We start from the raw sequence: 23,259 nt of genomic DNA on the forward strand, positions 1-23,259 counted from the left end.
CCGCGGGGTGATCGCAGCGAAGGCGACCCGGTCAGTCGACGATCTTCAGCAACTGGTGACCCGATGAGACGGTCGCGCCGACCAGCGCGTTGACGCCGCTGATCACGCCGTCCTTGTGCGCCGTGATCGGCTGCTCCATCTTCATCGCTTCGAGCACGAGCACGAGATCGCCCTTCACCACGCGGTCGCCCTCGCTCACGGCGAGCTTGACGACGGTGGCCTGCATCGGCGCCTTGACGGAGTCGCCGGTCGCGGTGTCGACCGAAGCGGAGGTCTTGCGCTTGGGCGCCTGCTGCACGGGCATCCCGTGTTGCGGAAGCAGCCGCGCCGGCATGGTGACCTCGACGCGCTTGCCGCCGACCTCGACCACAACCGCGTGACGTCGCGTCACCGTGGCGGTCTCCTCGTCCTGGCCGCTCCATGGCTCGAGGTCGTTCTGCCACTCCGACTCGATCCATCGGGTGTACACCGAGAAGGGGGCATCGACGAACGCGGGGTCGCGCACGATCGCGCGGTGGAACGGAAGCACTGTGGGAAGGCCGGCCACCTCGAACTCGTCGAGAGCGCGACGGGAGCGTTCGAGCGCCTCTTCGCGCGTCGCGCCCGTGACGATGAGCTTCGCCAGCAGCGAGTCGAACGCGCCGCTGATGACGTCGCCGGCGACTACACCGGAGTCGACCCGCACCCCGGGGCCGCCAGGTGCCTTGAACACGTGCACCGGGCCCGGGGCGGGCATGAAGTTCATGCCCGGGTCCTCACCGTTGATGCGGAACTCGAACGAGTGGCCGCGCGCGATCGGGTCGCCGTAGTCGAGCACGCCGCCCTCGGCGATTCGGAACTGCTCGCGTACGAGGTCGATGCCCGTGATCTCCTCCGAGACCGGGTGCTCGACCTGCAGGCGAGTGTTGACTTCGAGGAACGAGACGGTGCCGTCCTGGCCGACGAGGAACTCGCAGGTGCCGGCGCCCACGTAGCCGACCTCGCGCATGATCGCCTTCGAGGCGTCGTACATCGCGGCGACCTGCTCGTCGGTCAGGAATGGCGCGGGCGCCTCTTCGACGAGCTTCTGGTGACGACGCTGCAGCGAGCAATCACGCGTCGACACGACGACCACATTGCCGTGCGCGTCGGCGAGGCACTGAGTCTCGACGTGACGCGGCTTGTCGAGGTACTTCTCCACGAAGCATTCGCCTCGGCCGAACGCGGCGACGGCCTCGCGCGTCGCCGACTCGAAGAGCTCTGCCACCTCTTCGCGCTCACGGGCCACCTTCAGCCCGCGACCGCCACCACCGAACGCCGCCTTGATCGCGACCGGAAGGCCGTATTCGTCGACGAAGTCGAGCACTTCGCCGGCATCCTTCACCGGGTTGAGGGTCCCCGGTGCGAGCGGAGCCCCGACTTTCTCCGCCACGTGGCGCGCCGAGACCTTGTCGCCCAGACGCTCGATCGCCTCGGGGGAGGGCCCGATCCAGATGAGCCCTGCGCCGATCACCGTGCGAGCGAAGTCGGAGTTCTCGGCCAGGAAGCCGTATCCCGGGTGCACGGCGTCGGCGCCGGAGCGTCGCGCGACCGACAGCAGCTTCTCGATGACGAGGTATGTCTCGGCGCTGGTCGTGCCGTCGAGCGCGTACGCCTCATCCGCGAGCTTCGCGTGCACCGCGTCACGGTCCTGGTCTGCGTAGACCGCGACCGACGCGATTCCCGCGTCCCGCGCTGCGCGGATGACACGGACGGCGATTTCGCCTCGGTTGGCGATGAGTACCTTGCTGATGCGTGCCACGGTGTCCAAGCCTAAAGCCGATCGGCAGGGTGTTTTTGGCTGACAGCACCAAGAACCAGCAGCCTTGTTTGGTCGAGCCCTACAAGCCGCGGCCCTGCGGCGGTCGGACGCGGCGAGTCGAAGCGGTGCGAGCGACCACGGCGATCGACGCTCAGCGGTTCCAGAGCTCATGCCACGAGACGCCGAACGCATCCCGCAACAACGAGCGCACTGCCGGCACCGACAGGCCCACCACGGCGCTCGGCGATCCCGACACCCGGTCGATGAACGCGGCGCCTCGACTGTCGATCGTGAACGCGCCGGCCACCTCGAGCGGCTCACCGGTCGCGACGTATGCGTCGATCTCGTGATCGCCGACGGATGCCGAGAAGTGCACCTCGGCGGAGTCGACCACACCGGCGCCCGCGCACTCGACGGCTGAGCCACCCGCATCCGGGCCAAGGCTGGCGCTTCTGTGGTCGAGGATCCAGTGCCCGGAGTGCAGGACGCCGCTTCGCCCGCGCATCGCGAGCCAGCGTTCGCGGGCAACGGCCGGTTCATGCGGCTTGCCGTAGACCTCGCCGTCGAACTCGAACGCGCTGTCGCCGCCGAGCACGAAGCCGTCGATCGGCTCGCCTTCCACGAGTTGTCCCTGCACCGCTTCGGCCTTCGCCCTGGCGAGCTCGAGCACCATGTCGTGGGGCGTGAGCGAACCGCCAGAGGCTGCCCGCTCGACTCGGAGCCGATCGACCACAGCGTCTTCATCGACCCCGGGACTGATCAATCCGGCCGGCTCGATGCCCGCAGCGCGGAGCGTCGCGAGCCGAGCGGGTGAAGTCGAGGCGAGATAGAGACGAACCGGTGCTCCCACGACGACTCCTGCACTCACTCTGTCTGCCCAAGCCGCCCACCTAAACTCGAGGGCGCCGTGCCAGCGTAGTGCTGGCGGGCATCGAGCGGGCGAGGAGCAGGCATGGGCGACGATATCGGTCGTGAACTCGAAGTCGAGGTCGGCAAGATCGCGCACGGCGGCATCTCGGTCGCGAGGCACGAAGGACGCGTGATCTTCGTGAACGACGCGATCCCCGGGGAACGCGTCGTGGCGCGGGTGAGCGATGACCGCAAGAAGCGCTTCTGGCGCGCCGACACCGTCCGGGTGATCGAGGCGAGTGAGCATCGGCGCGAGCACGTGTGGGGTGCGGCATCCGTCGATCGCGACCCGGCAGAGCGAGCGGGCGGCGCGGAGTTCGGCCATATTGAGCTCGCTCACCAGCGGGAGCTCAAGGCGCAAGTGCTCATGGAAGCGCTCGACCGCACGGGCGGAATCGACGCCGACACGCTCGCTGACGCGCTCGGTGCAGATCGGCTCACGATCGAGGGCCTGCCCGGCGAGCCGGACGGCACGGGGTGGCGCACCCGGGTGCGGCTCAATGTCGACGAGCAGGGGCGCCTGGGGCCGTACGCAGCGCGTTCGCATCGGGTGATCCCAGTGAACGACCTGCCGCTCGCGACCCCCGAGGTGCAGGCTGCCGCGCCGCTCGGCGAGCGCTTCGCCGGCGAGCCTCACGTCGATGTGCTTGCGCCCAGCGTCGGCTCGGCGCGGTTGATCATCGGCAAGCAGGCCCGCTCGACCATCACCGAGCGCGTGGGGGAGCGTGAGTTCGCCCTGGCTGACTCCGGATTCTGGCAGGTGCACCGCCACGCCGCATCCACGCTGACCGCCGCGGTGCAGCAGGCGGTCGACCCAGCACAGTTCGACCCGGCATCCGCGAATCTCGATCTCTACGGCGGTGTCGGCCTGCTCGCCGCAGCGCTCGGCGACAGGTTCGGCACGGGGCTGCGCATCACCAGCGTCGAGTCCGACGCCATCGCCACCGACTACGCGGCAGAGAACCTTGCCGAATGGGTGGGTGCCCGGGCAGTCACCTCGCGAGTGGAGGCGTTCCTGAGGCAATTGGCCGCGGGCTCGGCCCCCGAGCGCGCACGTCTCGAATCGGCGACGGTGGTGCTCGACCCTCCGCGTGCTGGAGCGGGGCTCGATGTCGTGGACGCGCTCGCCTCACTGCGCCCCGCACAGCTGGTCTACGTGGCCTGCGACCCCGTGGCGTTCGCGCGCGATGCGGGTGCGCTTCGAGAGCGGGGGTACCGGTTGGCCTCGCTTCGGAGCTTCGATCTCTTCCCCAACACGCACCACGTCGAGGCCGTCGCCTCGCTGGTTCGCGAGTGACTGCGGAATAGACTGTGCCGGGGATGCCGGGGATGCCGGGGATGCCGGGGATGCCGGGGATGCCGGGGATGCCGGGGATGCCGGGGATGCCGGGGCGCACACGCACGCGCCCGCGTGATGACCGTTTCGAACACTCGTCAGGAGGACTGTGACTGTGCACGCAAGTTCACCCCCGGCGACCCGCACGGTGCGCGTCTCGGTGGTCGATGATCACGAGTCGGTGAGACTCGGCCTGAAAGCGGCGTTCATCGAGGCCGGCTTCGAGTTCCTGGTCGAGGCGCCCAATGTGCGCCAGCTCTCGGAAGAGCTCAACGGTCGGGAATGCGACGTGGTCGTGCTCGACCTGTCGCTTGGCGACGGATCGACCGTGACCGAGAACGTGAAGAACGTGCAGGCGACCGGTTCAGCCGTGCTCGTGCACAGCATCGCTGACCGGGTCGCGAGCGTTCGAGAGGCGCTTGCCGCGGGCGCGGCAGGAGTCATTCCCAAGTCGTCCTCCACGAAGACGGTGCTCGCTGCAGCGGAGACTGTCGCGCGCGGCGAAGTGCTGAACAACCTCGAGTGGGCGAGCGCGATCGACGCCGATCGCGACTTCGCGAAAGCGCAGCTCGGTCGCCGCGAGCGCGAGATCCTTCATCTCTACGCCTCCGGACTGCCGTTGAAGCTGGCGGCCGAAAGGCTGGGCATCGGGTACTCGACCGCCCGTGAGTACCTCGACCGCATCCGTGAGAAGTACGTGCAGGTCGGCCGACCGGCACCCACCAAGGTCGATCTCCTGCGCCGCGCAGTGGAAGACGGCATCCTGCCCGGGCTCGACCTCGACGCCGACGGCGCGAGGTAGTCGACCGACGTGGGAGGCGCGTTGGCGTGGCCGCCCCGTCGCCGTGGTGCGCGCAAGCACCGGGCCGTGAGCGACCGGGATGCCGCCGGGCGCGGTCCCGTGACCGGGCATGACGCGAGCACCGGCAACCCGACCGTGGCCCGAGCCGACTCGGGCCGGCGCGCGGGGAAGCAGGGGCGCGCCGCGCTTCAAACTCCTGCTTCGCCTGTCGACGGCATGAGCGATCCCGGCGCGGGCGGCATGAACGGCGCGCGCCAAGCCGCACCCAAGGGGAGCGACCCGCGGCAGGTGCGATCGCCGATCAGCCGGCGCGCAGTCGAGTCGGTCATCTCACGCAGCGTCGCGGTGTTCGGTCTGGTCTTCGGCGCTCAGACGGTCCCGGCGATGCTCGCGCAGATGGACGGGCAGTGGAGCTCGCCCTTCGGTGCGCTCGCGATCGCGCTCTTCGCGATGCTCGTCGTCGCGTTCGTCGCGTCGATGGTGCGCCGTTTCGTGCGCATCGGTCACGCCGCAGTAGCCATCGCCTACGTGCTGACCATGCTGGCGCGCATGACCATGGTCGATCAGCCCTTCCCCGACGGGGAGGACAACCACTGGCTGTACTTCCTGCTCACGGTCGCGACCGCGACCGCCGCCATCGGATTCTCGCGTCGCGTCGCCGGGGTCTACCTCGTGGCGGTTCCGGTGCTCTACGGAGTCTTCCGGATGCTGCCAGTCGGCGGTGCGCGTGACCCGCTGCTCGCCGTGCTCGACGTGATCTACGCCATCATCCTCGGGGGCGCGGTCATGATCATCGTCACGATGCTGCGGCAGGCGGCGGACTCTGTCGACGTCGCGCAGGGCACCGCGCTGCAGCAGTACGGCGCAGCGGTGCGTCAGCACGCCACCGAGCTCGAACGCGTCGAGGTCGACGCCATCGTGCACGACAGTGTGCTCACGACACTGCTCTCGGCCGCGAGTGCGGAGACGCCCTCGGCGAAGGCGCTCGCCGCCGGCATGGCGCGCGCGGCCATTGGACACCTCGCGGATGCCGCCGAGAATGCTCCGGGCGTCGAAGCGCCGGTGCAGCTCACCACGCTCGCGTGCGAGCTCTCTGAAGCGGCGGCCGCGCTCGCCGAGCCGGTACGAGTGGTCGCAACCCGGCTCGGCGACAGCGCTGTTCCCGCCGTGGTCGTGGAGGCCGTGAGGTCGGCCGCGCTGCAGGCCCTGGTCAACTCGATCCAGCACGCTGGGAAAGGGCTTCGGCCCGGCAAGGCCGTGCACCGCTGGATGTCGATCAGCGCGGTGGAGCCGGGCGGCGTCGTGGTCGAGGTGGGTGACGACGGCACCGGGTTCCGTTTCGAAGCGCTGCCCCGCGAGCGCCTGGGCGTGCGCGTCTCGATCATCGAGCGCCTCGCGAAGGTCGGGGGCGCAGCGGAGGTGCTGAGCGCACCCGGACGCGGCACCGTCATCAGGCTCGTGTGGTGCGGCGACGCCGCCAGCCAGCCGGAAGTGCCGCAGCTCGATGTGACCGTCGGGGGCGAGGAGCGCCAATGAAGCTCGGAGTGCCCCGCGTCCTGATCGTCGGCACCGGCGCGCTGTTCTCGGCGTATCACCTGGTGCTCGCGTTCCACTCACTCACTCGCGGTTACGCCGCCAGCGCGCTTCCGATCTTCATCGCGATGGCGGTGTACGCGGTCGCCACGGCGCTGAGCCTCGTGCGGACGGGCCGCATGCGCATGCCGCACTGGCTCGCCGCCCTCAATGTCGCCGTGGTGATCGCTCTCCCCTTGCTCGTCACCTCACAGCTCGACCCGCAGCGACCTGGCGGAAACGGATACGCGACCTGGTACGTCGCTGCAGTGGGCACGCTGATGACGATCACGTCGACGCGCCGTCGGCACAGCTATGCGTGGGTGGGGATCTCCACGCTCGTCGTCCAGACGGTGCTCTGGGCCGGGCCAGGCGCGCTCGGGGCGATCGGAGTGGTCGGCAGTGTCGTCTGGGTCGCGGTGTCGCACATCCTCAGCAGCGGCCTCAGCCGTGCGGCTCAGGACGCGTCGAAGTTCGCGCTCGCCGAGCGGGAGGCGGCCGAGTGGCAGGCGGCGCAGGAGGCGCACCTGTACGAGCGGCAATTCCGTCTCGCGCAGACGAGCCGCACTGCGTTGCCGATGCTGCAGCGCATCGCCGAGACGGGTGGGGAGCTCAGCGAGAGCGAGCGCGCCGAGTGCCGCCACCTCGAGGCCGCGATCCGGGATGAGATCCGCGGTCGGCTGCTGCTCAACGACGCTGTGAGGCGCGAGGTGATGGCGGCCCGCCAGCGCGGCGCGACCGTCACGCTGCTCGACGAGGGCGGGCTCGATGGCATGCCGGCCGCTGAACTCGACGGGGTGCTGTCGACTCTCGCCGACGCGCTGAGCAAGACGGATGCCGACCGGATCATCGTGCGGTCCGTGCCGGATGCCGCTGATGTCGCCGTCACCGTCGTGGGGCTCAAGGTCTCCGATGACGGTTCAGCGCTCGCGCTGGGTCTCGACCACGAGGACGAAGTGGCGCTCTGGCTCGAGATTCCTCGGCCGGTTCTCACCACGTGAGTTCGGGGCATCCGAACGCCGAGTTCGTGCCCCATGTGCCGCTGGTTGGGCCGATTTCAGGGCTTCGATGTCCTCCATTTGGTCGTCTGCTGTACCCCGTTATTGGGTCAGCGATCCGCGAAGAACCGCGGGATTTCGCGGGAGTTTGTTGCGAATTGGCCGCAATTGTCCCCCGGTCGTCCCCCGAAATGACGACTGCGGCCTATGCTCGAGGTGCACCACAATAGATAGTGCCAGGCGCCTCAGGGCGCCGACAGGCCATTAGCTGACTAGGGTAAGCGTGCTAATGGCTTGGGGGCGAGTCAGGGTGATATTCGGGTTATGACTCTGGCTCGGGGTTTAGTGAGGGGCCGTGCTGATCACACGGCCCCTCCTTTCATTTCCGCTCCGCGTGCTGTCGAGCACGGGGCTTATAGGCCAAAAAGAGTGGATGGCTCGGGTGTGTCATCCACGTCCTGTCCGCCCGGCTGCCGATAAGGCTCGCGACGACGCTGCTGTGGCTCGCTGTGGTAATCCTCTAGCAACGGAATCCTCCGCCGCGGCATACGGGCGCGGCGGCGCAACCGCGCAGACCACGACGTTTCTGTTCAGTCAGATCGTCCGTGCGGGTCAGGTGGCGCAGCGGTAATCCGGTCCTGACGACCCCTTGAGTGGTCGGGGATCGATGCTTCACCTGTGTCCCCGCTCGCGAGAGCCGGTTGCTCTCGATATCGGCGGAGAAGAACCGACGGATTGGTTCGCCGCACGCGTTCCAGGCGCTCCATGCTGAGCCGCGCCTTGATCAAGGTTGGTTCGGAGTCGGCCTCGGCGATCACGGTGCCGTCCGGTGCGAGGGCCAAGCTGTGCCCGACGCCCCACGGCGAAGACTGATCCGCTCCGAGCACGAAGCATGTGTTCTCGATCGCTCGCGCCTCCAGCAGTGTCTTCCAATGCTCGATCTTGCGCGGTCCTGGAACCCACTGCGCAGGCACAACGAGCACGTCCGCGCCACAGTCAACGAGACGACGAGACGCTTCTGGAAAGCGCAGATCGAAGCACGTCTGAAGCCCGATTGTGAACGCCCCGAACGAGAAGACGGGATGCTGGTCGCTCGAGCCCGCAGCGATCACGTCGGATTCACGGGCATTGAACGAGTCGTAGAGGTGGATCTTGTCGTAGGTGCAAAGCAGCTCACCATCCGCGCCAACGGCGATCAGAGTGTTCGTGGGACTGCGGTCGGAGTGACCGGAGCCGCGCAGCATGCCCGCTATGATCGCAACACCGAGCTCTTCAGCCAGCGCGGCTACGCCAGAGCAGAACGGGCCGTCGAGCGGTTCTGCAGCATCCCGCATGTGCTGGTCGAGTTCTCCAGTGAAGAACGAACTGTACTCAGGGAAGACCACCATCTCCGCGCCGTCCGATACCGCTTGCAAGGCGTAGCGGCGGATGCTTTCGAGATTGGCATGTCTATCAGGCGCCGGTGAGAACTGCGCGAGAGCGATGATCATCGGCGCGTGAGCTCCATGACAGCGACTGTTCGCCGGGCTTGTTCGCGAAGCCGACTGATCAACACCGAAAGCACCAGAGCGATACCGATTGCGATGCTCTGCTGGTTTGAATCCATGCGCATCAGGTTCATGCCGTTCGTAAGCCCGACCAGGAACAGCACGCCGAGAATCGTGCCGCCGACTCCGCCTCGGCCACCGCGGAGCGAGGCGCCGCCGATGATGGCTGCCGTGATCGACTGCATCATGTACTCGGTTCCGAGTTGTGGCTGACCTGAAGACACACGTGCTGTGAGCAACCAGCCGGCATAGGCCGTGAGCAGCCCGCCGAGCACGTAGACGATGATCAGGTTGCGGCGGACCCGGATGCCGGCGACCGTGGCCGCGGTCTCGTTTCCTCCGATCGCGTAGACGGACTTTCCGAACGCGGTCCGCCGCAGCACCACCACGATCGCCAAGACAACAGGAATGGCAATCAGCAACGGCACAGGAACGACCCCGAGTCTGCCTGATCCGAGTACATGAGTGAAGAAGCGAGGCAGCCCGCTCACTTCGCGACCGCTGCTGACGACCATGGTCACACCGGCGAAGATCGACATCGTCGCGAGGGTGACGATGAACGGGTTCACCTTCAGTATTGCCACTCCAATGCCGTTGACGAGCCCAATGCAAGCGCCGACCAGCGTCGCGACGAGTAGCCCCCACAGCATTGCGAGCCCCACATACTCGTCGAGGCCACCGAAGACGGCGTTCATGACGAGCGCTGTGCAGACGCTGGTCAGTGCGATATTCGAACCGACCGACAGGTCGAAACCGCCGCTGATCAGAATCAGCATCTGAGCGAGCGCGGTGAGCAGCAGGAACACGCTCATCGTTGCTATCGACTGCAGGTTCTGCGCGGAGAAGAACACAGGGCTGACGAGGCCGAACACCACTGCCAAGAGCACGAGCAGCACTGGTAGGGGACCGAGTACCGCGAAGCCTTTGATGATCCAATACTTCGTACCGTTCCCCGTTCGTTGCGTCGGGTCGGGCGCCTTTGAAAGCTGGGCGATCGGCGGGTCCGTGATGGTGTTGGTGCTCATGCGATTTCTCCTCCTCCGAATGCGGCAGCCACGATCGCCTCATCTGAGATCTCGGCCGCGGGCAGTTCTGCCACTAGTTCGCCGGCGTTCATGACATATACGCGATCGGCGAGGCCGATCACTTCCTCCAGGTCACTGGAGATGAGCAGAATTCCTGCTCCGGCAGCGCACGCGCCGCGCAGTTGTTCGTAAATCAATTGCCGCGCGCCTACGTCGACACCGGCGGTCGGCTCGGCGACGACGAGCAGGTCGCGTTGCCGAGCGAGCGCGCGTGCAAGCACCACCTTCTGCTGATTCCCGCCGGACAGCAGCCCGACCTCACTGTCAGGGTTCTGCGGCCGCACTTCGAGCCGTTCGATCAAATCCTTGGTGATGCGTCGAAGCCTGCGCGTCAGCAGCAGGCCGAAACGTGCGTTCGTGCGAACGTTCATGACCTCCAGCGTGAGATTGTCGTGGACAGTCAAGAGTTGAGCGAGCGACTCGGTCTTGCGGTCTTCGGCCATGAAGCCGACGCCGACGCTCGTCATCTTGCGTGCCGAGGGCTGCGAGGTCGTGTGCCCGTTGACCTTGACGGTGCCCTCGACCATTCGTTCAGTGCCGGCGAGCACCCGCAACACATCGCCTTTCCCTGCGCCTACGAGACCGGCTACAGCAACGACCTCTCCGCGGCGCACAGTCAGCGAGACTCCGCGCACCTTCCGGTTGGCGCTCGTCACGTTGTCCAGCTTCAGCACGACCTCTCCAAGGGACCCGTCTGAGGCCTTGGGCGGATACGCCTGAGCGACCTCACGGCCGACCATTTGGTTGATCAGTGTCTGGTTGCTCACTTCGCGCACGAGGTGCTCAGAGATTCGTCTGCCGTCACGGATCACCGTGACGCGATGTCCAAGGCGCTGGATCTCAGCGAGACGATGTGTGATGTAGAGGATCGCCCATCCTTCTCGAGCGAGTCGATCCACGATCTGAAAGAGGCGTTCGGCTTCGTGATCGCTCAGGGCTGCGGTCGGTTCATCGAAGACCACCAATCCCTTTCGACCCATGATCGCCTTCATGATCTCGACCAGCTGCTGCTCGGAACGGGGGAGAGCCCCCACTTCCGAGTTGGCATCGAATTCAGCCCCGACACTGGAGAGAAGCTCTTCCGTCTTGCGCTTCATGGCGCTGGCGTCGAGGAGCCCGCCACGCCTGAGTTGCCTGCCTAGAAACAGGTTGTCCATGACGGAGAGCGTGGGAGCGAGGCTGAAATCCTGCATCACGACGTTGATTCCGCTGGCCCGGGCATTGGCAGGAGAATGGTGGGCGACTTCCTTGCCGCCGATGAGCAGCCGCCCACCATCCGCCTGATACGTGCCGAGGATCGTCTTCACGATGGTCGATTTGCCCGCACCGTTCTCGCCAAGCAGCACGTGCACCTCTCCTGGCATCAGATTCAGAGAGACATCCGATAGCGCGAGGTTGGCGCCGAATCGCTTCGAGACTCCGACGAGTTCGACAAGGGGCATGGCGTCCATGAGAAGACTCGACCTTCTCCCTGTCTAGCGGCTTGCCCGCACGGAGTACACGGGCGCGAAGTCCTTCGGTCCGAACATGCGCTCGTACTCGATGGAGGCCGCATTCTCAGACGAAACGACCAAGGGCGTCGGTCCGACCGATCGTCCTCCGAGTTCCTGACCCTCCAGCGCCTTGATGGCCTGCGAGATCGCCATGCGGCCTTGGAACGGAGTCCAGTCGGTGACCGCTGCTGTGGCATCACCGTCGACGATGGCCTGGTAGAGGTTCGGGATGATGGTGTAGCCATACACGCCGACCTCGCCCGACCGACCCGCGTTGCGCAGCGCGACTACGCCTGCTTCCGCTGCGATGTCGACGCCGAAGATGTCGGTGACATCGGGGTAGGCGCGCAGCACGTCTTCGATGAGGGCCAGCTGTACGTCGAGTCCCGTGTCGCCCCGGCGCTCGACCTCGATCTCGGCAGCGGAGCCATCGATTCCCGTTGCGAAGCCGTCGACCGCGTCATTCGCGAATGCGGCGCCGTCCGGACCAGGAAACGATGCGACTAGAGGTGCGCCGTCGCTGCTTTCGGCCAGGTATCGGCCGATCAGCTCTGAGGTCTCGTGATAGCTCACAGACACTCGGGTGTACAACGGGTTGTCGGTCACGCTCTCGCCGCAGTTCGTGCCGTTGATGAAGTCGACGACGACGATGTTCGCCTCAAGCGCCTTCTCGATCGTGCTGCAGTTGCCCTCGGCGCTGATCGCGCCGAGGATGAGAGCGTCGAAGCCTTGCACGATGCAGTCATCGGTCTGGCTTACCTGCGTCGACAGGTTGCCATAACCACCGGCCTCGAACAGGTTGTATTCGATACCGAGCCGTTCGGCTTCGACCGCGTTGCCGTAGTTCGCCGACACCCACAGCACGTCCTTCACATGCGGGAACAACGCGCACACCTTCCACGGTTCGCTGACCGACCCAGGATCAATCGGCGCGTACGACGCAGCCGAGATGCTGCCGTCCGCTGCGACGAACTCCGCGTCGATCGTCCATTCAGTCGTCTCCGCACCTGGGGGCGGCGGTGCTGCATCAGTGTCCGCACCCGCAGCGCCGCAGCTCGCGAGCGCAGCGACCGTGGCCACCGCCAGAGTCAATGAGAGTGCGATTGTCTTGACGTTCACTTGCATGGATTTCCTCTGTTCTCTCGTTTTGGGAGTCGACGAAGCAGCACTGCTTCGCCTGAAGGGGGTTGGGAGTGCGAAGGAACAACGATCACTCGAGGGGGCCGTCGTACGAGCCGAGGAAGTCATCGAGGAGTGCGCGACTGTCGTCCCAGTCGAAGGTGCGGTAGGCATTGCCCCGCACGACGAATGCCGCTCCGTTGTAGAACATCTCGTACTGCACGTGCCTCGAGGCGAACTCGCTGCCGATCACGTCCCAGGCCAGCTTGAAGAGCTTCACGCGCTCGTCCGGGCTCGCGACCGCAGACTTTTGCACCCGCCGGATCTTGTCGGCGACCGTCGGATTGGAGAAGTCGGCTTCGCTCGACGGCAGCATGATCACTCCGCCGCCTGAGAGCTCTCGAAGTGTATGGATCACCTTCGGGTAGAGCTGCTGCGTGAGCACCTGCGAGGAGTAGAGCAGTGCGGGGTCAGGGACGAAGTATTCGCCGTACTGATGCCCCTTCACCTCCATGCCGTGGATCAACGCCTCGACCATGCCGACCTCAGCCGCGAGCTGTCCGAGAGCCTCGCGCACCTGAGGAAAGTCGGTGGTGCTGTTGATCTCGGTGATGCGATGCGCGATCGCCGCAAGGAACTTCAGCTTCACGATCAGGCGCAAGTTGCACTGGTAGTTCTGATAGACGTGCACTGGCGTGCCATGAAACTGCTTGCGCAAGAGGTCGACGTCCTGGTTCACGAACACTCGGTCCCAGGGCACCTTGACGTCGTCGAAGAAGATCACGCCGTCCGTCTCATCGAAGCGACTCGACACGGGGTGATCGAACGTGGATGTGGCCGACGCTTCGTAGGAACGGCGGGCCAAGTTCTGCAGGCCCTTCGCATTCATCGGCACGGCGAACGACACAGCGTGTCGTTCGTCTCCTTGTTGCAGCGGCTGCACTCCGCTGACGAAGAGCTCGTTGGCGAGGACCCCTGATGTTGCGAGCATCTTTGCGCCGCGAACGGTGAGGCCCTCGGCATCCTCATCGACCACTGCGAGAGTCAGGTCGGCGTCTTGCTCATGAGTGGCTTGCTTCTTGTTCGTCTGTGGATTGACGATCGTGTAGGTCAGGAAGGAATCGGAGTCGCGAGCGTGGCGGTAGTAGTCGCGCACCGCCGCGCCTCTTGCTGGGTCGATCTCGTCGTATACATGTGCAGACATGTACATCGCTGCCACCGCAGACGCGACATGGTCGGGGGAGCGGCCGAGAAAGCCGAGGTGTGGCTCCTGCCACTTGATGAGCGCACGGCGGCGGTTGGCGAGGTCTTCATACGTCTTCGGAAGCTGCCACGCTCGATTGACTCGATCACCGGTGCCGGGGCTCTCATAGGTGAGGAGTTCTTCGAACTCGGGGCTCGCCTGCATGTCATACAGCGCGCCCGCCGAAGCGACCGCATTGCGGAACGCCGGGTGCGTCGTGACGTCGTCCGCTCGTTCGCCGTCGATGTAGACCTCGCGGCCGTCTCGTAGCGACGCGACGTGGTCCGAGCCGTTCTTGGTCATGCGGACTCTCTTTCTGGTAATGAAGAGAGCCCGAGAACGAGGCTGCCGCGCTAGTTGGCGGTCCTCCGTCGGAGGATGTAGTCCAACTCCTGCAGAGCCTCGTCGCTTTGCACTACGAGGCGCTGCATCACTGAGCAGAGCGTCTCGAATTCTCTTCGGTTGATGCCCGCGAACAGAGTGTCGTTCACGGGGACTTGATACACCGTCAGCTCGTTGAGCCGGCGGTGAGCTTCGGCGGTGAGCGCGAGGAGCACTCGCCGACCGTCTGATGGATCGTTGTGCTTCTCGAGCAGTCCCTTCTGCTCGAGACGTTTCGATTCGGCGGTGACGAATGTGCCTGAAACGTGCATGTATGCGGCGACCGCACCGACTGACGGCTTCTCGTCTTGAGCGGTCAACATGCGGATCGTGATCAGGATCGAGTACTGCGGGCCGGGGAGGCCGATGAGGGATCCGAGTCCGTCGCGCACGGATGCGAGCCTGGCTCCGAACGCCATCGTGTCGTATACCAAGTGGCGAAACTTTTGGTCGTCGCCGTCGTCGAGAAGGTCCGGGTTCGAGGTGGTCGTGCCCATCTTCCGAGATTCACATCCTTCGGTAGTGCAGAAACTTATGCAACTTACTTTGCTATGTCAAGCATTCTAAAGACAGAGTTTCTCACGCTCTTCCGTTCGACTTGGCCGCGTCGGGCGGCTGCTTCGATCGCGACGAAGTCGGACCACGGCATTCTGCGCGTTTTCGCTCCGCCCCTTGACGATGCCTGGCGCTCGTGACAATAATGCAGTTACTTCGCGAAGCTAGTTCGCTAAAACTGAGAAGGGCAGAGCAATGGAGCTCAAAGAGTTCGATCTACGTGAGTTGCGCTCGGCATTCGGGCGTTTTGCAACCGGGGTGACCGTCGTCACCTACGAAGACGAGGGAGAGATCCGCGGATTCACCGCTAACTCGTTCACTTCGGTGTCACTTGACCCGCCCCTCGTACTCGTGTCTGTCGGAAAGCACGCCCGCGCCGCAGACAGGCTTGCTGGCAAGCCGTTCACGATCAACGTGTTGAGCGACGACCAGATCGCCCACGCGTTCCAATTCAGCGGCAAGCCGCAACTCGACCTCATGCTCGACTGGGAGCGCACTGCGGGCTGCGCTCCCGCGCTCGTCGGCACCGCAGCGTCGTTCCGGTGCATGCCGTGGCAAGTCGTCGAAGCGGGCGACCATGACCTTCATATCGGTCGCCTCACTGCGTTCAGCGCCGACTCGATGCGCAAGCCGCTCGTGTTCCTCGACGGCCAATTCACCCCGGCGCCCGTGCGGGCTGCCTGAACCCGACCGAAAGGACCCTTACTCATGGCGATTCGTCACGTCTTTCTCTGGAACGTCACTCCCGACGCCGATCCGGTGTTCGTCCTGAACCGGCTCAATGAACTCCCCGACACGATTCCCGGCGCACTGTCGTGGACGAGTGGTGCGCATCAGGGCGAGGAGGGGAACTCTGGGGCGCTGTGGCAATACGCGCTGGTCGCCGACTACCCCTCGATGGAGGCGCTCGAGGCGTACTCAGACCACCCCTTCCACCAGCAGGTGGTCGAAGAGCTGCTGCCGTTCTTTGCCGATCGGGCCGTCTGCGACTTCGCGCTCGGCGAAGCGGAGGCGAGCAACTGATGGGCGACACAGGAATCCGCACCGGAAAGGCTCCGAAGTCGGAATGGGGCCCGGACGACGAGCACGGCGCGACAAACCGCATCACGCCTGAGAGCCGTGCCTCGATCATGGCCCGGATCGACGGGCACCGCGTGTACGACCTCAGTGTCGACTACTTCGTCGGCATGCCGAGTTTCCAGGCTGCAGGTGACCCGGCTTACCAGATATGGATGTCACACACTCCGAGAGGCACCGTCGTCGACAACCTTAACGGCGTCGGCGATCAGATCAACCGCGCATGCGGGTATTCAGGTGATGTCATCCTCATGTACACGCACACCGGGACGCACATCGACGCGTTGAACCACTTCGCGTACGGTCGCGAGACGTACAACGGCTTCGACGCTGATGCACACCTCGGTAGCCGCTCATGGGAGCGCGCCGGCAGTGAGCAGATCCTTCCGCTGATCGCCCGAGGCATCCTCATCGACATCGCGGCTCACAAAGGCGTCGAGGTTCTCGCGCCCTCTTACGGAATCACCGCGGAAGACCTTGAAGAGTGTCTCGCGGCGCAGGGCACAGTCATCCGCCCCGGCGACATCGTTCTCGTTCGGACTGGACGCATGCAGTACTGGCCAGACGGGTCACGCGTCTTCGGTGACAGCCCGGGCCTCACGGTTGAGGCGGCCGCATGGATCACCGATCATAAGGTGGTGGCCGTCGGGGCCGACAACGAAGCGGTAGAACGCACCCCTTCGTTCGATGACGAGAACTGGCTGCCAGGCCATTGTCACTTCTTGATCGACCATGGCGTTCCGCAGATGGAGTGCGTGTTCCTCGAAGACCTTTCGAGAGACAAGGTGTACGAGTTCGCCTTCATCGGTGCGCCCATAAGACTGCGTGGGGCGACCGGCTCGCCCATCCGGCCGTTGGCGTTTCCGCTGGCGGAGTGACGTCGCACGTGGTTGACAAGGCCTCGCTCTCGCTCTCCTCTGGGCGGCAGCGCTCGATGGAGAGCGAGAGCCCTGTGACCTCACCAGCGGTAGAAGTCGAATCGCTGATGTGGCAGCCCGCACAGTTTGGTTCGATCCGGTTACGCAATCGTCTCGTCATGGCGCCCCTGACCAGAACCCGTGCCAACGACGACGGTGCCGTGACCGAACTGATCGCGGAGTACTACCGGCAGCGTGCGACCGCGGGGCTGATTGTCTCTGAGGGCACGTGGCCGACCCTGCAGGGTAAGTCATACCTGGGGCAACCCGGAATTGCCGATACCGCCCACGTCGACGCGTGGCGACAAGTCACCGGGGCGGTGCATAGCGCGGGCGGCTCGATCGTGTTGCAGCTCATGCACGGTGGTCGCGTCGCTCACCCCGCGATCACCAGACGGGAGGTGGTCGCGCCAAGTGCGGTGAGGCCCCCGGGTCACGTGAGAACGGCGTCTGGCAAACAGCGCTTCCCCGTGCCTGAAGCCATGACCCGCGCAGCGATCGCGGAGTTGCCGTTGATGTACGCGAAGTCAGCCAGACGAGCGATCTCGGCCGGGTTCGATGGCGTGGAGCTCCACGCGGCGAACGGCTATCTCTTGCACCAGTTCCTTGCGGCGAACACCAATCTCCGTGGCGACGAGTACGGCTTGGAGGCAGGCGGTGGCCGTCGCGTGGTCACGGAAGTCGCGCAGGCGGTCGTCGATGAGGTCGGCGCTGATCGTGTCGGCATCCGTCTGTCTCCCGGGAACAACGTGCAGGGCATCGACGAGGACTACCAGACGGCCGCGGACGGATGCCGAAGCCTCGCACTCGACTTACGCCCCCTCGGGCTCGCCTACATCAGCCTCGTCTGGGCGCGGCCCGGTGACTCGCTCTCCCGCGACATCGGATCGGCCGCGCAGACTTCCATCGTTGTCAACACGGGGCCCGCGACCGCTACAACTCGGGAGGAGGCCCGCGCGGTTCTCGACAGCGGCGCGGCAGACGCCGTCGCGGTGGGACGGGCATTCATCGCGAACCCCGACCTCGCGCGTCGATGGGCGGAGGGGAGGGTCGAGAACCATCCCGATCAAGCGACCTTCTACGTCGGTGGGCCGCGCGGTTACACCGACTATGGTGTGCTGCCCGGATAGAGCGAGCATTCGATGTCTCAGCGCCGGTAGGTCTCCTAGCGAGCGGTGCCAGGAACGATGGGTGCCCCGCAGCGCCTGCTGTGCGTGACGTGTTCTGGCCTCGTTCGCTGTCAGTGGCCGAAGCTCTGCCAGCGGCCGGGCCCCGGCACGATAGGGGTGCGCATGGCGCGTTGGGCGCGCTGCCAGCGGCTGCTCTCGGCATCCGGCTGCTCGTGGTGCGCGTGCAACTCGCGAACGGCCTGCTCGAGCACAGCGTGCGCGGCGGCGAGTTCCTCGGGCGTGGGCGATCCGCCGACGAGGCGCAGGTCGAGCTCGGGCGCAGACGGGGCGATGCCGGCATCCGCCGCGCTCGCCCCGTTGCCGGCCCCGGCCTCAGCACGCTCCGCAGTCGTCACAGCGGGATGTTTCCGTGCTTCTTCGCGGGCAGCGCCGCGCGCTTGGTCTTCAGCGCGCGAAGCGCCTTGATGACCGCGACGCGCGTGGCAGCGGGTTCGATCACTCCGTCAAGCTCGCCTCGCTCGGCAGCGAGGAACGGGCTCGCGACGTTGTAGGTGTATTCGTTCGCCAGCCGTGTGCGCACTGCAGCGACGTCGTCGCCGTTCGCCTCCGCCTCGCGGATCTCATTGCGGTACAGGATGTTCACCGCGCCCTGTCCGCCCATCACCGCGATCTCGGCGGTCGGCCAGGCCAGGTTGATGTCGGCGCCCAGCTGCTTCGATCCCATGACGATGTACGCGCCGCCGTAGGCCTTGCGGGTGATCACGGTCACCAGAGGCACGGTCGCTTCCGCGTAGGCATAGAGCAGCTTCGCTCCGCGGCGGATGACGCCCGTCCACTCCTGGTCGGTGCCCGGCAGGTAGCCCGGCACGTCGACGAGCGTGAGGATCGGGATCGAGAACGCGTCGCAGAAGCGCACGAAGCGGGATGCCTTCTCGCCGGCGTCGATGTTCAGCGTGCCGGCCATCGAGCTCGGCTGGTTCGCGATGATGCCGACGGTGCGGCCCTCGACGCGGCCGAAGCCGATCACGATGTTCGGGGCGAAGAGCGGCTGCACCTCGAGGAACGAACCCTCGTCGATCACGTGCTCGATGATCGAGATGACGTCGTAGGGCTGGTTCGGCGAGTCGGGGATGACCGCGTTGAGCTTGCGGTCGGCATCCGTGATCTCGAGTTCGGCCTCGGAGTGATACACGGGCGCGTCCGCCATGTTGTTGTCGGGCAGGTAGCTGATGAGGGTGCGCGCGTAGTCGAGGGCGTCGTCCTCGTCGCTGGCAAGGTAGTGCGAGACGCCGGAGGTCTTGTTGTGGGTGAGCGCCCCGCCGAGCTCCTCCATGCCGACGTCCTCGCCGGTGACGGTCTTGATCACGTCGGGACCGGTGACGAACATCTGGCTGGTCTTGTCGACCATGATCACGAAGTCGGTGAGCGCGGGCGAGTACACCGCGCCGCCTGCTGCAGGTCCGCAGACGATCGAGATCTGGGGGATCACACCGGATGCCTGGGTGTTGCGCCGGAAGATCTCGCCGTACTTGCCCAGGGCGACCACGCCCTCCTGAATGCGGGCGCCACCCGAGTCGAGGATGCCGATGATCGGCACGCCCGTCTTCAGGGCGAGGTCCATGACCTTGATGATCTTCTCGCCAGCGACCTCACCGAGCGAACCGCCGAAGATCGTGAAGTCCTGCGAGTACACGGCGACCTGACGTCCGTGGATGGTGCCGAGCCCGGTGACCACCGCGTCGCCGTAGGGGCGCTTGCTCTCCATGCCGAAGGCGTGGGTGCGGTGCCGCACGAACTCATCGAGCTCGACGAACGAACCGTGGTCGAGCAGTTGCTCGATGCGCTCCCGGGCGGTCTTCTTGCCCTTCGCGTGCTGCTTGGCGGTGGCCGCCTCGCCGCTCGCGGTGACAGCCTCGTGGTAGCGCCGCTTGAGGTCGGCGATCTTGCCCGCGGTCGTCGTCAAATCGGGGGCGGCGGGGCCTCCAGCGGGCTCCGCAGGCTGGGCTGCTGAGGCGGTCGCTGCTGAGTCGGTCGATGCTGAGTCGGCTGCTGGTGTGGCGGTGTCGGCGGTCACGCAGTTCACTCTACCTACGAGGAATACGCCGACCCTGTTGTCGAGAGGGCACAAGATCGGCGTCGCCGATTCGTCGGCGCCGAAGCGGTGGCCGCGTCACATGCCGCAACAGGACGTCGCTTTCCGACACGAACGGATGCCGCGCGCCACCCGCTGTCTAGGCTTGCCGCGCGTCGATCAGCACCTCGCCGCACGGGGACCGGCTCACGTCCGGCGCCTCTCAGCACGTCGATCAGGAGACTCACCCATGCGCATCGGGATCTCGCCCTTCGGTCACACCCGCGACGGTTCCTTCGCGGTCGCGGACGCCGCCGTCGAAGGCGGCATCGACACGTTCTGGCTCGGAGAGGGTCTGCTCGAGATGGAGCAGTTCCCACGCTGGTCCGGGGGCATGGAGCCTCTCACCTGGCTCGCGTTCCTCGCCGGGCGATACCCCGGCGTTCGTGTCGGCCTGGGCGCCAGCGTGCTGCCGCTGCGTGATGTGCAATGGCTGGCGAAGCAGTCGTCGACGCTCGACAACCTCACCGGTGGCAACCACGTGCTCGCGGTGGCACCGGGATTCTGGAGGCACGAGTTCGAGTACCGAGGCGTCGACTTCGACCGGCGCGGGGCGATCTTCGGTGAGCTGCTCGACGGGCTCATCGCCGCGTTCGCCGGTGACGAGTACTCCTCGGAGCATCTTCGGCTCGCGCCGGGGCACAGGCTCTCGCCTCGCCCGCTCGACGGCGTGCGCCCGCAACTCTGGCTCGCCGGTGCTGCAGGCACCCAGCGCAAGGCGCTCGCCCGAGGCCTCCCGTTCCAAGCGCGCGCGGCGACGCCTGCCGAGCTGGCCCCGACGGTCGAGGGCTGGAAGGCGCGGGGCGGCGGGGTGTTCGGGCTTCGCATCGCAGTCGAGCTCGCCGAGCTCCCGCAGCACGCCGCGCATCTCTCCGGCAGCAAGATCGTTGGACCGGCGCAGTACATCGCCGATCAGCTCCGCGCCTACGCGCGGATCGGCGTCGACGACGTCTCCCTCATTCCCGGCAACGACGACGAGTCGTCGCTGCGCACCACGCGCGCTCTCGTGAATGAGGTGCTGCCCGCGCTCGGCGAGCTGCTCGCACGCGACGCGGCGTGAACCACGAAGCCCCGTCACCGTGCACCGAATGGTGCGACGGTGACGGGGCGTTCTTGTCAGTCGAGGCGTTGCAGCGGAGCGCCGTTGAGCGCGCCGACTTCCTCGGCGGCGGCGTTCGGGGAGGCCGAGTGCCGTCTCGGCGGACTCAGCGCGCAGACGTGACGTCAGCAGCGGCGGCGAGCAGCGCACGGCGAGCCCAATCGACCCGCGCCCCGACCCCGTCGGCGGAATCCGCGCGCACCGCGATCTCGTTGGCACCGATTCCTGCCGCGAGCTGTGCAGCGCGATTGGGATCGTCGCCCGGTACGACGATTTCCTTGGCGATCGATCCGGGCACGAGCCGGCTCGCGACACGATTGCCCTCCGCGACCGCAATGCTGCGCAATTCCGCCACCGCGTCGGCGTCGAGCCCCCACGCGCGGTGCGACTCCTGGCTGCTGTTCACCACGGCATACGCGGTCTGTTCGCGCGCATCACCCGTGTGGTCGACGAGCGGGGCCCATATGACAGCTGGCTCGGCATCACGTGCACGAGCGGCATCCCGAACCGTGCCGACGGCCGCTGATAGTTCACGCGCCGGCAACGCCCAGAGCAGAGCGGCATCGGCCACCGCTCCGGCGGCGCGCAGCACGCCCCGTCCACGCCCGGCGACGATCACCCGTGGCGCAGAGGTGAACGGCACTGAGAGATGCCGCTTGCTCGGCTCGTGAAGGGGCGCGCCGGATGCCGCCGCACGCATGCCGCGCACGAGGTCGGCGATCGCGGGGCCCGCGCCGCCGCGACTGATGCCTGCGGCATCCGTGATCTCGCTCCCGCCGGCCCCGAGCCCGAGCATGGCCCGGCCATCGCTTGCTTCGTGAAGCGTCGCCAGCGCTGAGATCGTGTGGAACCGGTGGCGCATGAAGGGGTTCGTCACTAGCGGCCCGACCGCGATGCGCCGGGTGGCCCGGGCGACTTCGAGGGCCATCATCCAGGTGTCTCGCCACCAGAATGCGTCGGGCAGGCCGATCCAGGTCGCGCCCGCGTCTTCGGCCGCGAGTGCGATCTGCACCGCGTCGTCGAGCGCGGGGTTGTCGACGTGGAGGATGACGCCGATCGTCATGCGGTTTCCTTTCCGGTTCGCCGCTTCAGCGGTGCAGCCGACGGTTCATGACCTCGAATGCTGAGGCGCTGTGCTCCACGACCCTGAGCGGGTCGGCGGTGGTGAAGGTGAGACCGATGGTCGAGGGCGCGAAGCGCTCGACGCGAGCGGCCAGTTCGCCGCCGATGCGGTCAGGGGTGCCCGAGATGACGAGGTCATCGAAGATCTCGTCGGTCATGAGTCGCTGCGCCGCGGTCGCGTCGCCCTCGAGGAGGGCTTCGGCGGCTGCGCGCACAGCGACGCGCTCAAGCCCGAGCGCGTCGAGGGTGTGGTCGGGGGAGTCCGCGAGCGGCATGATCATTCGCGGGCGGAGCGCCTCGGCATCCGCTTCACCGAAGACGCCGGTGCTGTAGACACCGAGCGGTATCGTCCGCACCGAGTGCGCCCACGCGATCGTCTGACCGAGCGCTGAGCGGGGTATGCCGCCGAGAAACACCCCATCGGCCTCGCGTGAGGCCAGCTCCTGAAACCGTCGACTGCGCGAGCCGATGTGCACCTGCAGTCCAGGCCGTGTGAAGGCTCCTGGCGGAGGGTCGTACCCCTCAGTCGACTCGCCCCGCGACACCGCCCGGATGAGGCGGAGCGCCTCTCGCACGGCGGCGAGCGGACGCGACCGTTCGACGCCGGCCGGACCGAGCGCGACATGTCCGCCAGGGCCGAGGCCCAGCAGCATCCGCCCGTTCGAGAGTTCATCGATGGTCATCGCCTCGATCGCGGTGGTCATGGGATGCCGCAGGTACGGGTTCGTGACCGCGATGCCGAGACGGATGCGCGACGTCAGCCGCGCTGCGGCGGCGAGCACCGCGAACGGGTCGCGAGCGGGTCCCTCGTCGCCGATCCAGAACTCGTCGATGCCGAGCGCTTCGGCCGCAACGATGGCGTCGACGAGCGCGGGCGCCGGGGCGCTGGGGAAGACCCAGACGCCCCGGCGGGGTGAGGTGCGACCGGATGAAGCAGCATCCGCTGTGCTGGGCGCCATCACG

At 66.4% G+C, this 23,259-nt stretch carries 21 protein-coding genes; 9 read left to right on the plus strand and 12 right to left on the minus strand.

Annotated features, from left to right (window positions below; genetic code table 11):
- Positions 1 to 31: 31 nt before the first annotated feature.
- Positions 32 to 1,780 (minus strand): acetyl/propionyl/methylcrotonyl-CoA carboxylase subunit alpha, encoded by a 1,749-nt coding sequence (locus QF206_RS10320; RefSeq protein ID WP_281489144.1) that lies wholly within the window; start codon positions 1,778 to 1,780, stop codon positions 32 to 34.
- A gap of 151 nt (positions 1,781 to 1,931) precedes the next feature.
- Positions 1,932 to 2,630 (minus strand): Maf family protein, encoded by a 699-nt coding sequence (locus QF206_RS10325; RefSeq protein ID WP_281489145.1) that lies wholly within the window; start codon positions 2,628 to 2,630, stop codon positions 1,932 to 1,934.
- Positions 2,631 to 2,732: 102 nt separating this feature from the next.
- On the opposite strand from QF206_RS10325, the gene QF206_RS10330 reads away from it, so the two are divergent.
- The 4 genes from QF206_RS10330 (at position 2,733) to QF206_RS10345 (ending at position 7,400) form a co-directional block, all read left to right on the plus strand.
- Positions 2,733 to 3,986 (plus strand): class I SAM-dependent RNA methyltransferase, encoded by a 1,254-nt coding sequence (locus QF206_RS10330; RefSeq protein ID WP_281489146.1) that lies wholly within the window; start codon positions 2,733 to 2,735, stop codon positions 3,984 to 3,986.
- Between the two features lie 148 nt (positions 3,987 to 4,134).
- Entirely contained in the window at positions 4,135 to 4,827 is a 693-nt protein-coding gene (locus tag QF206_RS10335) for a response regulator transcription factor (protein ID WP_281489147.1), read from the plus strand.
- 216 nt (positions 4,828 to 5,043) lie between these two features.
- Positions 5,044 to 6,363: an ATP-binding protein gene (locus QF206_RS10340; protein WP_281489148.1), complete on the plus strand. Its 1,320-nt coding sequence runs from the start codon at positions 5,044 to 5,046 to the stop codon at positions 6,361 to 6,363.
- Positions 6,360 to 7,400, plus strand: a complete 1,041-nt coding sequence (locus QF206_RS10345) for a hypothetical protein (RefSeq protein ID WP_281489149.1) — start codon at positions 6,360 to 6,362, stop codon at positions 7,398 to 7,400. Before QF206_RS10340 ends, QF206_RS10345 begins: the two co-directional genes overlap by 4 nt.
- Positions 7,401 to 7,987: 587 nt before the next feature.
- Here the strand turns inward: QF206_RS10345 and QF206_RS10350 are convergent.
- From QF206_RS10350 to QF206_RS10375, 6 genes are all read right to left on the minus strand, one after another.
- Positions 7,988 to 8,887: a carbon-nitrogen hydrolase family protein gene (locus tag QF206_RS10350; protein WP_281489150.1), complete on the minus strand. Its 900-nt coding sequence runs from the start codon at positions 8,885 to 8,887 to the stop codon at positions 7,988 to 7,990.
- Complete coding sequence (locus tag QF206_RS10355; RefSeq protein ID WP_281489151.1) at positions 8,884 to 9,969, minus strand: ABC transporter permease; 1,086 nt, start codon at positions 9,967 to 9,969, stop codon at positions 8,884 to 8,886. The genes QF206_RS10350 and QF206_RS10355 overlap by 4 nt, the downstream gene beginning before the upstream one ends.
- Positions 9,966 to 11,480, minus strand: coding sequence for a sugar ABC transporter ATP-binding protein (locus tag QF206_RS10360; RefSeq protein WP_281489152.1), 1,515 nt, complete (start codon positions 11,478 to 11,480; stop codon positions 9,966 to 9,968). Before QF206_RS10360 ends, QF206_RS10355 begins: the two co-directional genes overlap by 4 nt.
- 24 nt (positions 11,481 to 11,504) lie before the next feature.
- A complete protein-coding gene (gene torT / locus QF206_RS10365; RefSeq protein WP_281489153.1) occupies positions 11,505 to 12,647 on the minus strand; it encodes a TMAO reductase system periplasmic protein TorT in 1,143 nt (380 codons plus the stop codon).
- 85 nt (positions 12,648 to 12,732) lie between these two features.
- On the minus strand, positions 12,733 to 14,187 hold the full coding sequence (locus tag QF206_RS10370; RefSeq protein WP_281489154.1) for a 4-hydroxyphenylacetate 3-hydroxylase family protein: 1,455 nt from the start codon (positions 14,185 to 14,187) through the stop codon (positions 12,733 to 12,735).
- Between the two features lie 50 nt (positions 14,188 to 14,237).
- Positions 14,238 to 14,762: a MarR family winged helix-turn-helix transcriptional regulator gene (locus QF206_RS10375; RefSeq protein WP_281489155.1), complete on the minus strand. Its 525-nt coding sequence runs from the start codon at positions 14,760 to 14,762 to the stop codon at positions 14,238 to 14,240.
- Positions 14,763 to 15,015: 253 nt separating this feature from the next.
- On the opposite strand from QF206_RS10375, the gene QF206_RS10380 reads away from it, so the two are divergent.
- From QF206_RS10380 to QF206_RS10395, 4 genes are all read left to right on the plus strand, one after another.
- Entirely contained in the window at positions 15,016 to 15,504 is a 489-nt protein-coding gene (locus tag QF206_RS10380) for a flavin reductase family protein (protein WP_281489156.1), read from the plus strand.
- A 24-nt stretch (positions 15,505 to 15,528) separates the two neighbouring features.
- Positions 15,529 to 15,843 carry a Dabb family protein gene (locus QF206_RS10385; RefSeq protein ID WP_281489157.1) on the plus strand — a complete coding sequence of 105 codons (315 nt, stop codon included), beginning with the start codon at positions 15,529 to 15,531 and terminating at the stop codon, positions 15,841 to 15,843.
- Positions 15,843 to 16,775, plus strand: a complete 933-nt coding sequence (locus tag QF206_RS10390) for a cyclase family protein (RefSeq protein WP_281489158.1) — start codon at positions 15,843 to 15,845, stop codon at positions 16,773 to 16,775. Before QF206_RS10385 ends, QF206_RS10390 begins: the two co-directional genes overlap by 1 nt.
- Positions 16,776 to 16,882: 107 nt before the next feature.
- Complete coding sequence (locus QF206_RS10395; RefSeq protein ID WP_340309599.1) at positions 16,883 to 17,944, plus strand: oxidoreductase; 1,062 nt, start codon at positions 16,883 to 16,885, stop codon at positions 17,942 to 17,944.
- Positions 17,945 to 18,054: 110 nt separating this feature from the next.
- Here QF206_RS10395 and QF206_RS10400 read toward each other — a convergent pair whose 3' ends face one another.
- Together QF206_RS10400 and QF206_RS10405 are read right to left on the minus strand one after the other, a co-directional pair.
- Positions 18,055 to 18,339: an acyl-CoA carboxylase subunit epsilon gene (locus QF206_RS10400; RefSeq protein WP_281489159.1), complete on the minus strand. Its 285-nt coding sequence runs from the start codon at positions 18,337 to 18,339 to the stop codon at positions 18,055 to 18,057.
- Positions 18,336 to 19,907, minus strand: a complete 1,572-nt coding sequence (locus QF206_RS10405; protein ID WP_281489273.1) for an acyl-CoA carboxylase subunit beta — start codon at positions 19,905 to 19,907, stop codon at positions 18,336 to 18,338. The genes QF206_RS10400 and QF206_RS10405 overlap by 4 nt, the downstream gene beginning before the upstream one ends.
- A 358-nt stretch (positions 19,908 to 20,265) precedes the next feature.
- Here QF206_RS10405 and QF206_RS10410 point away from each other — a divergent pair, with 358 nt between their 5' ends.
- Positions 20,266 to 21,135, plus strand: a complete 870-nt coding sequence (locus QF206_RS10410; RefSeq protein ID WP_281489160.1) for an LLM class flavin-dependent oxidoreductase — start codon at positions 20,266 to 20,268, stop codon at positions 21,133 to 21,135.
- A 145-nt stretch (positions 21,136 to 21,280) separates the two neighbouring features.
- On the opposite strand, the gene QF206_RS10415 is transcribed toward QF206_RS10410, so the two are convergent.
- Positions 21,281 to 22,237: an LLM class flavin-dependent oxidoreductase gene (locus tag QF206_RS10415; RefSeq protein ID WP_281489161.1), complete on the minus strand. Its 957-nt coding sequence runs from the start codon at positions 22,235 to 22,237 to the stop codon at positions 21,281 to 21,283.
- A gap of 25 nt (positions 22,238 to 22,262) precedes the next feature.
- Positions 22,263 to 23,255 carry an LLM class flavin-dependent oxidoreductase gene (locus QF206_RS10420; protein WP_281489162.1) on the minus strand — a complete coding sequence of 331 codons (993 nt, stop codon included), beginning with the start codon at positions 23,253 to 23,255 and terminating at the stop codon, positions 22,263 to 22,265.
- Positions 23,256 to 23,259 lie beyond the last annotated feature (4 nt).

The sequence above is a fragment of the Ruicaihuangia caeni genome (genome assembly GCF_029952955.1).
GTDB lineage: Bacteria > Actinomycetota > Actinomycetes > Actinomycetales > Microbacteriaceae > Ruicaihuangia > Ruicaihuangia caeni.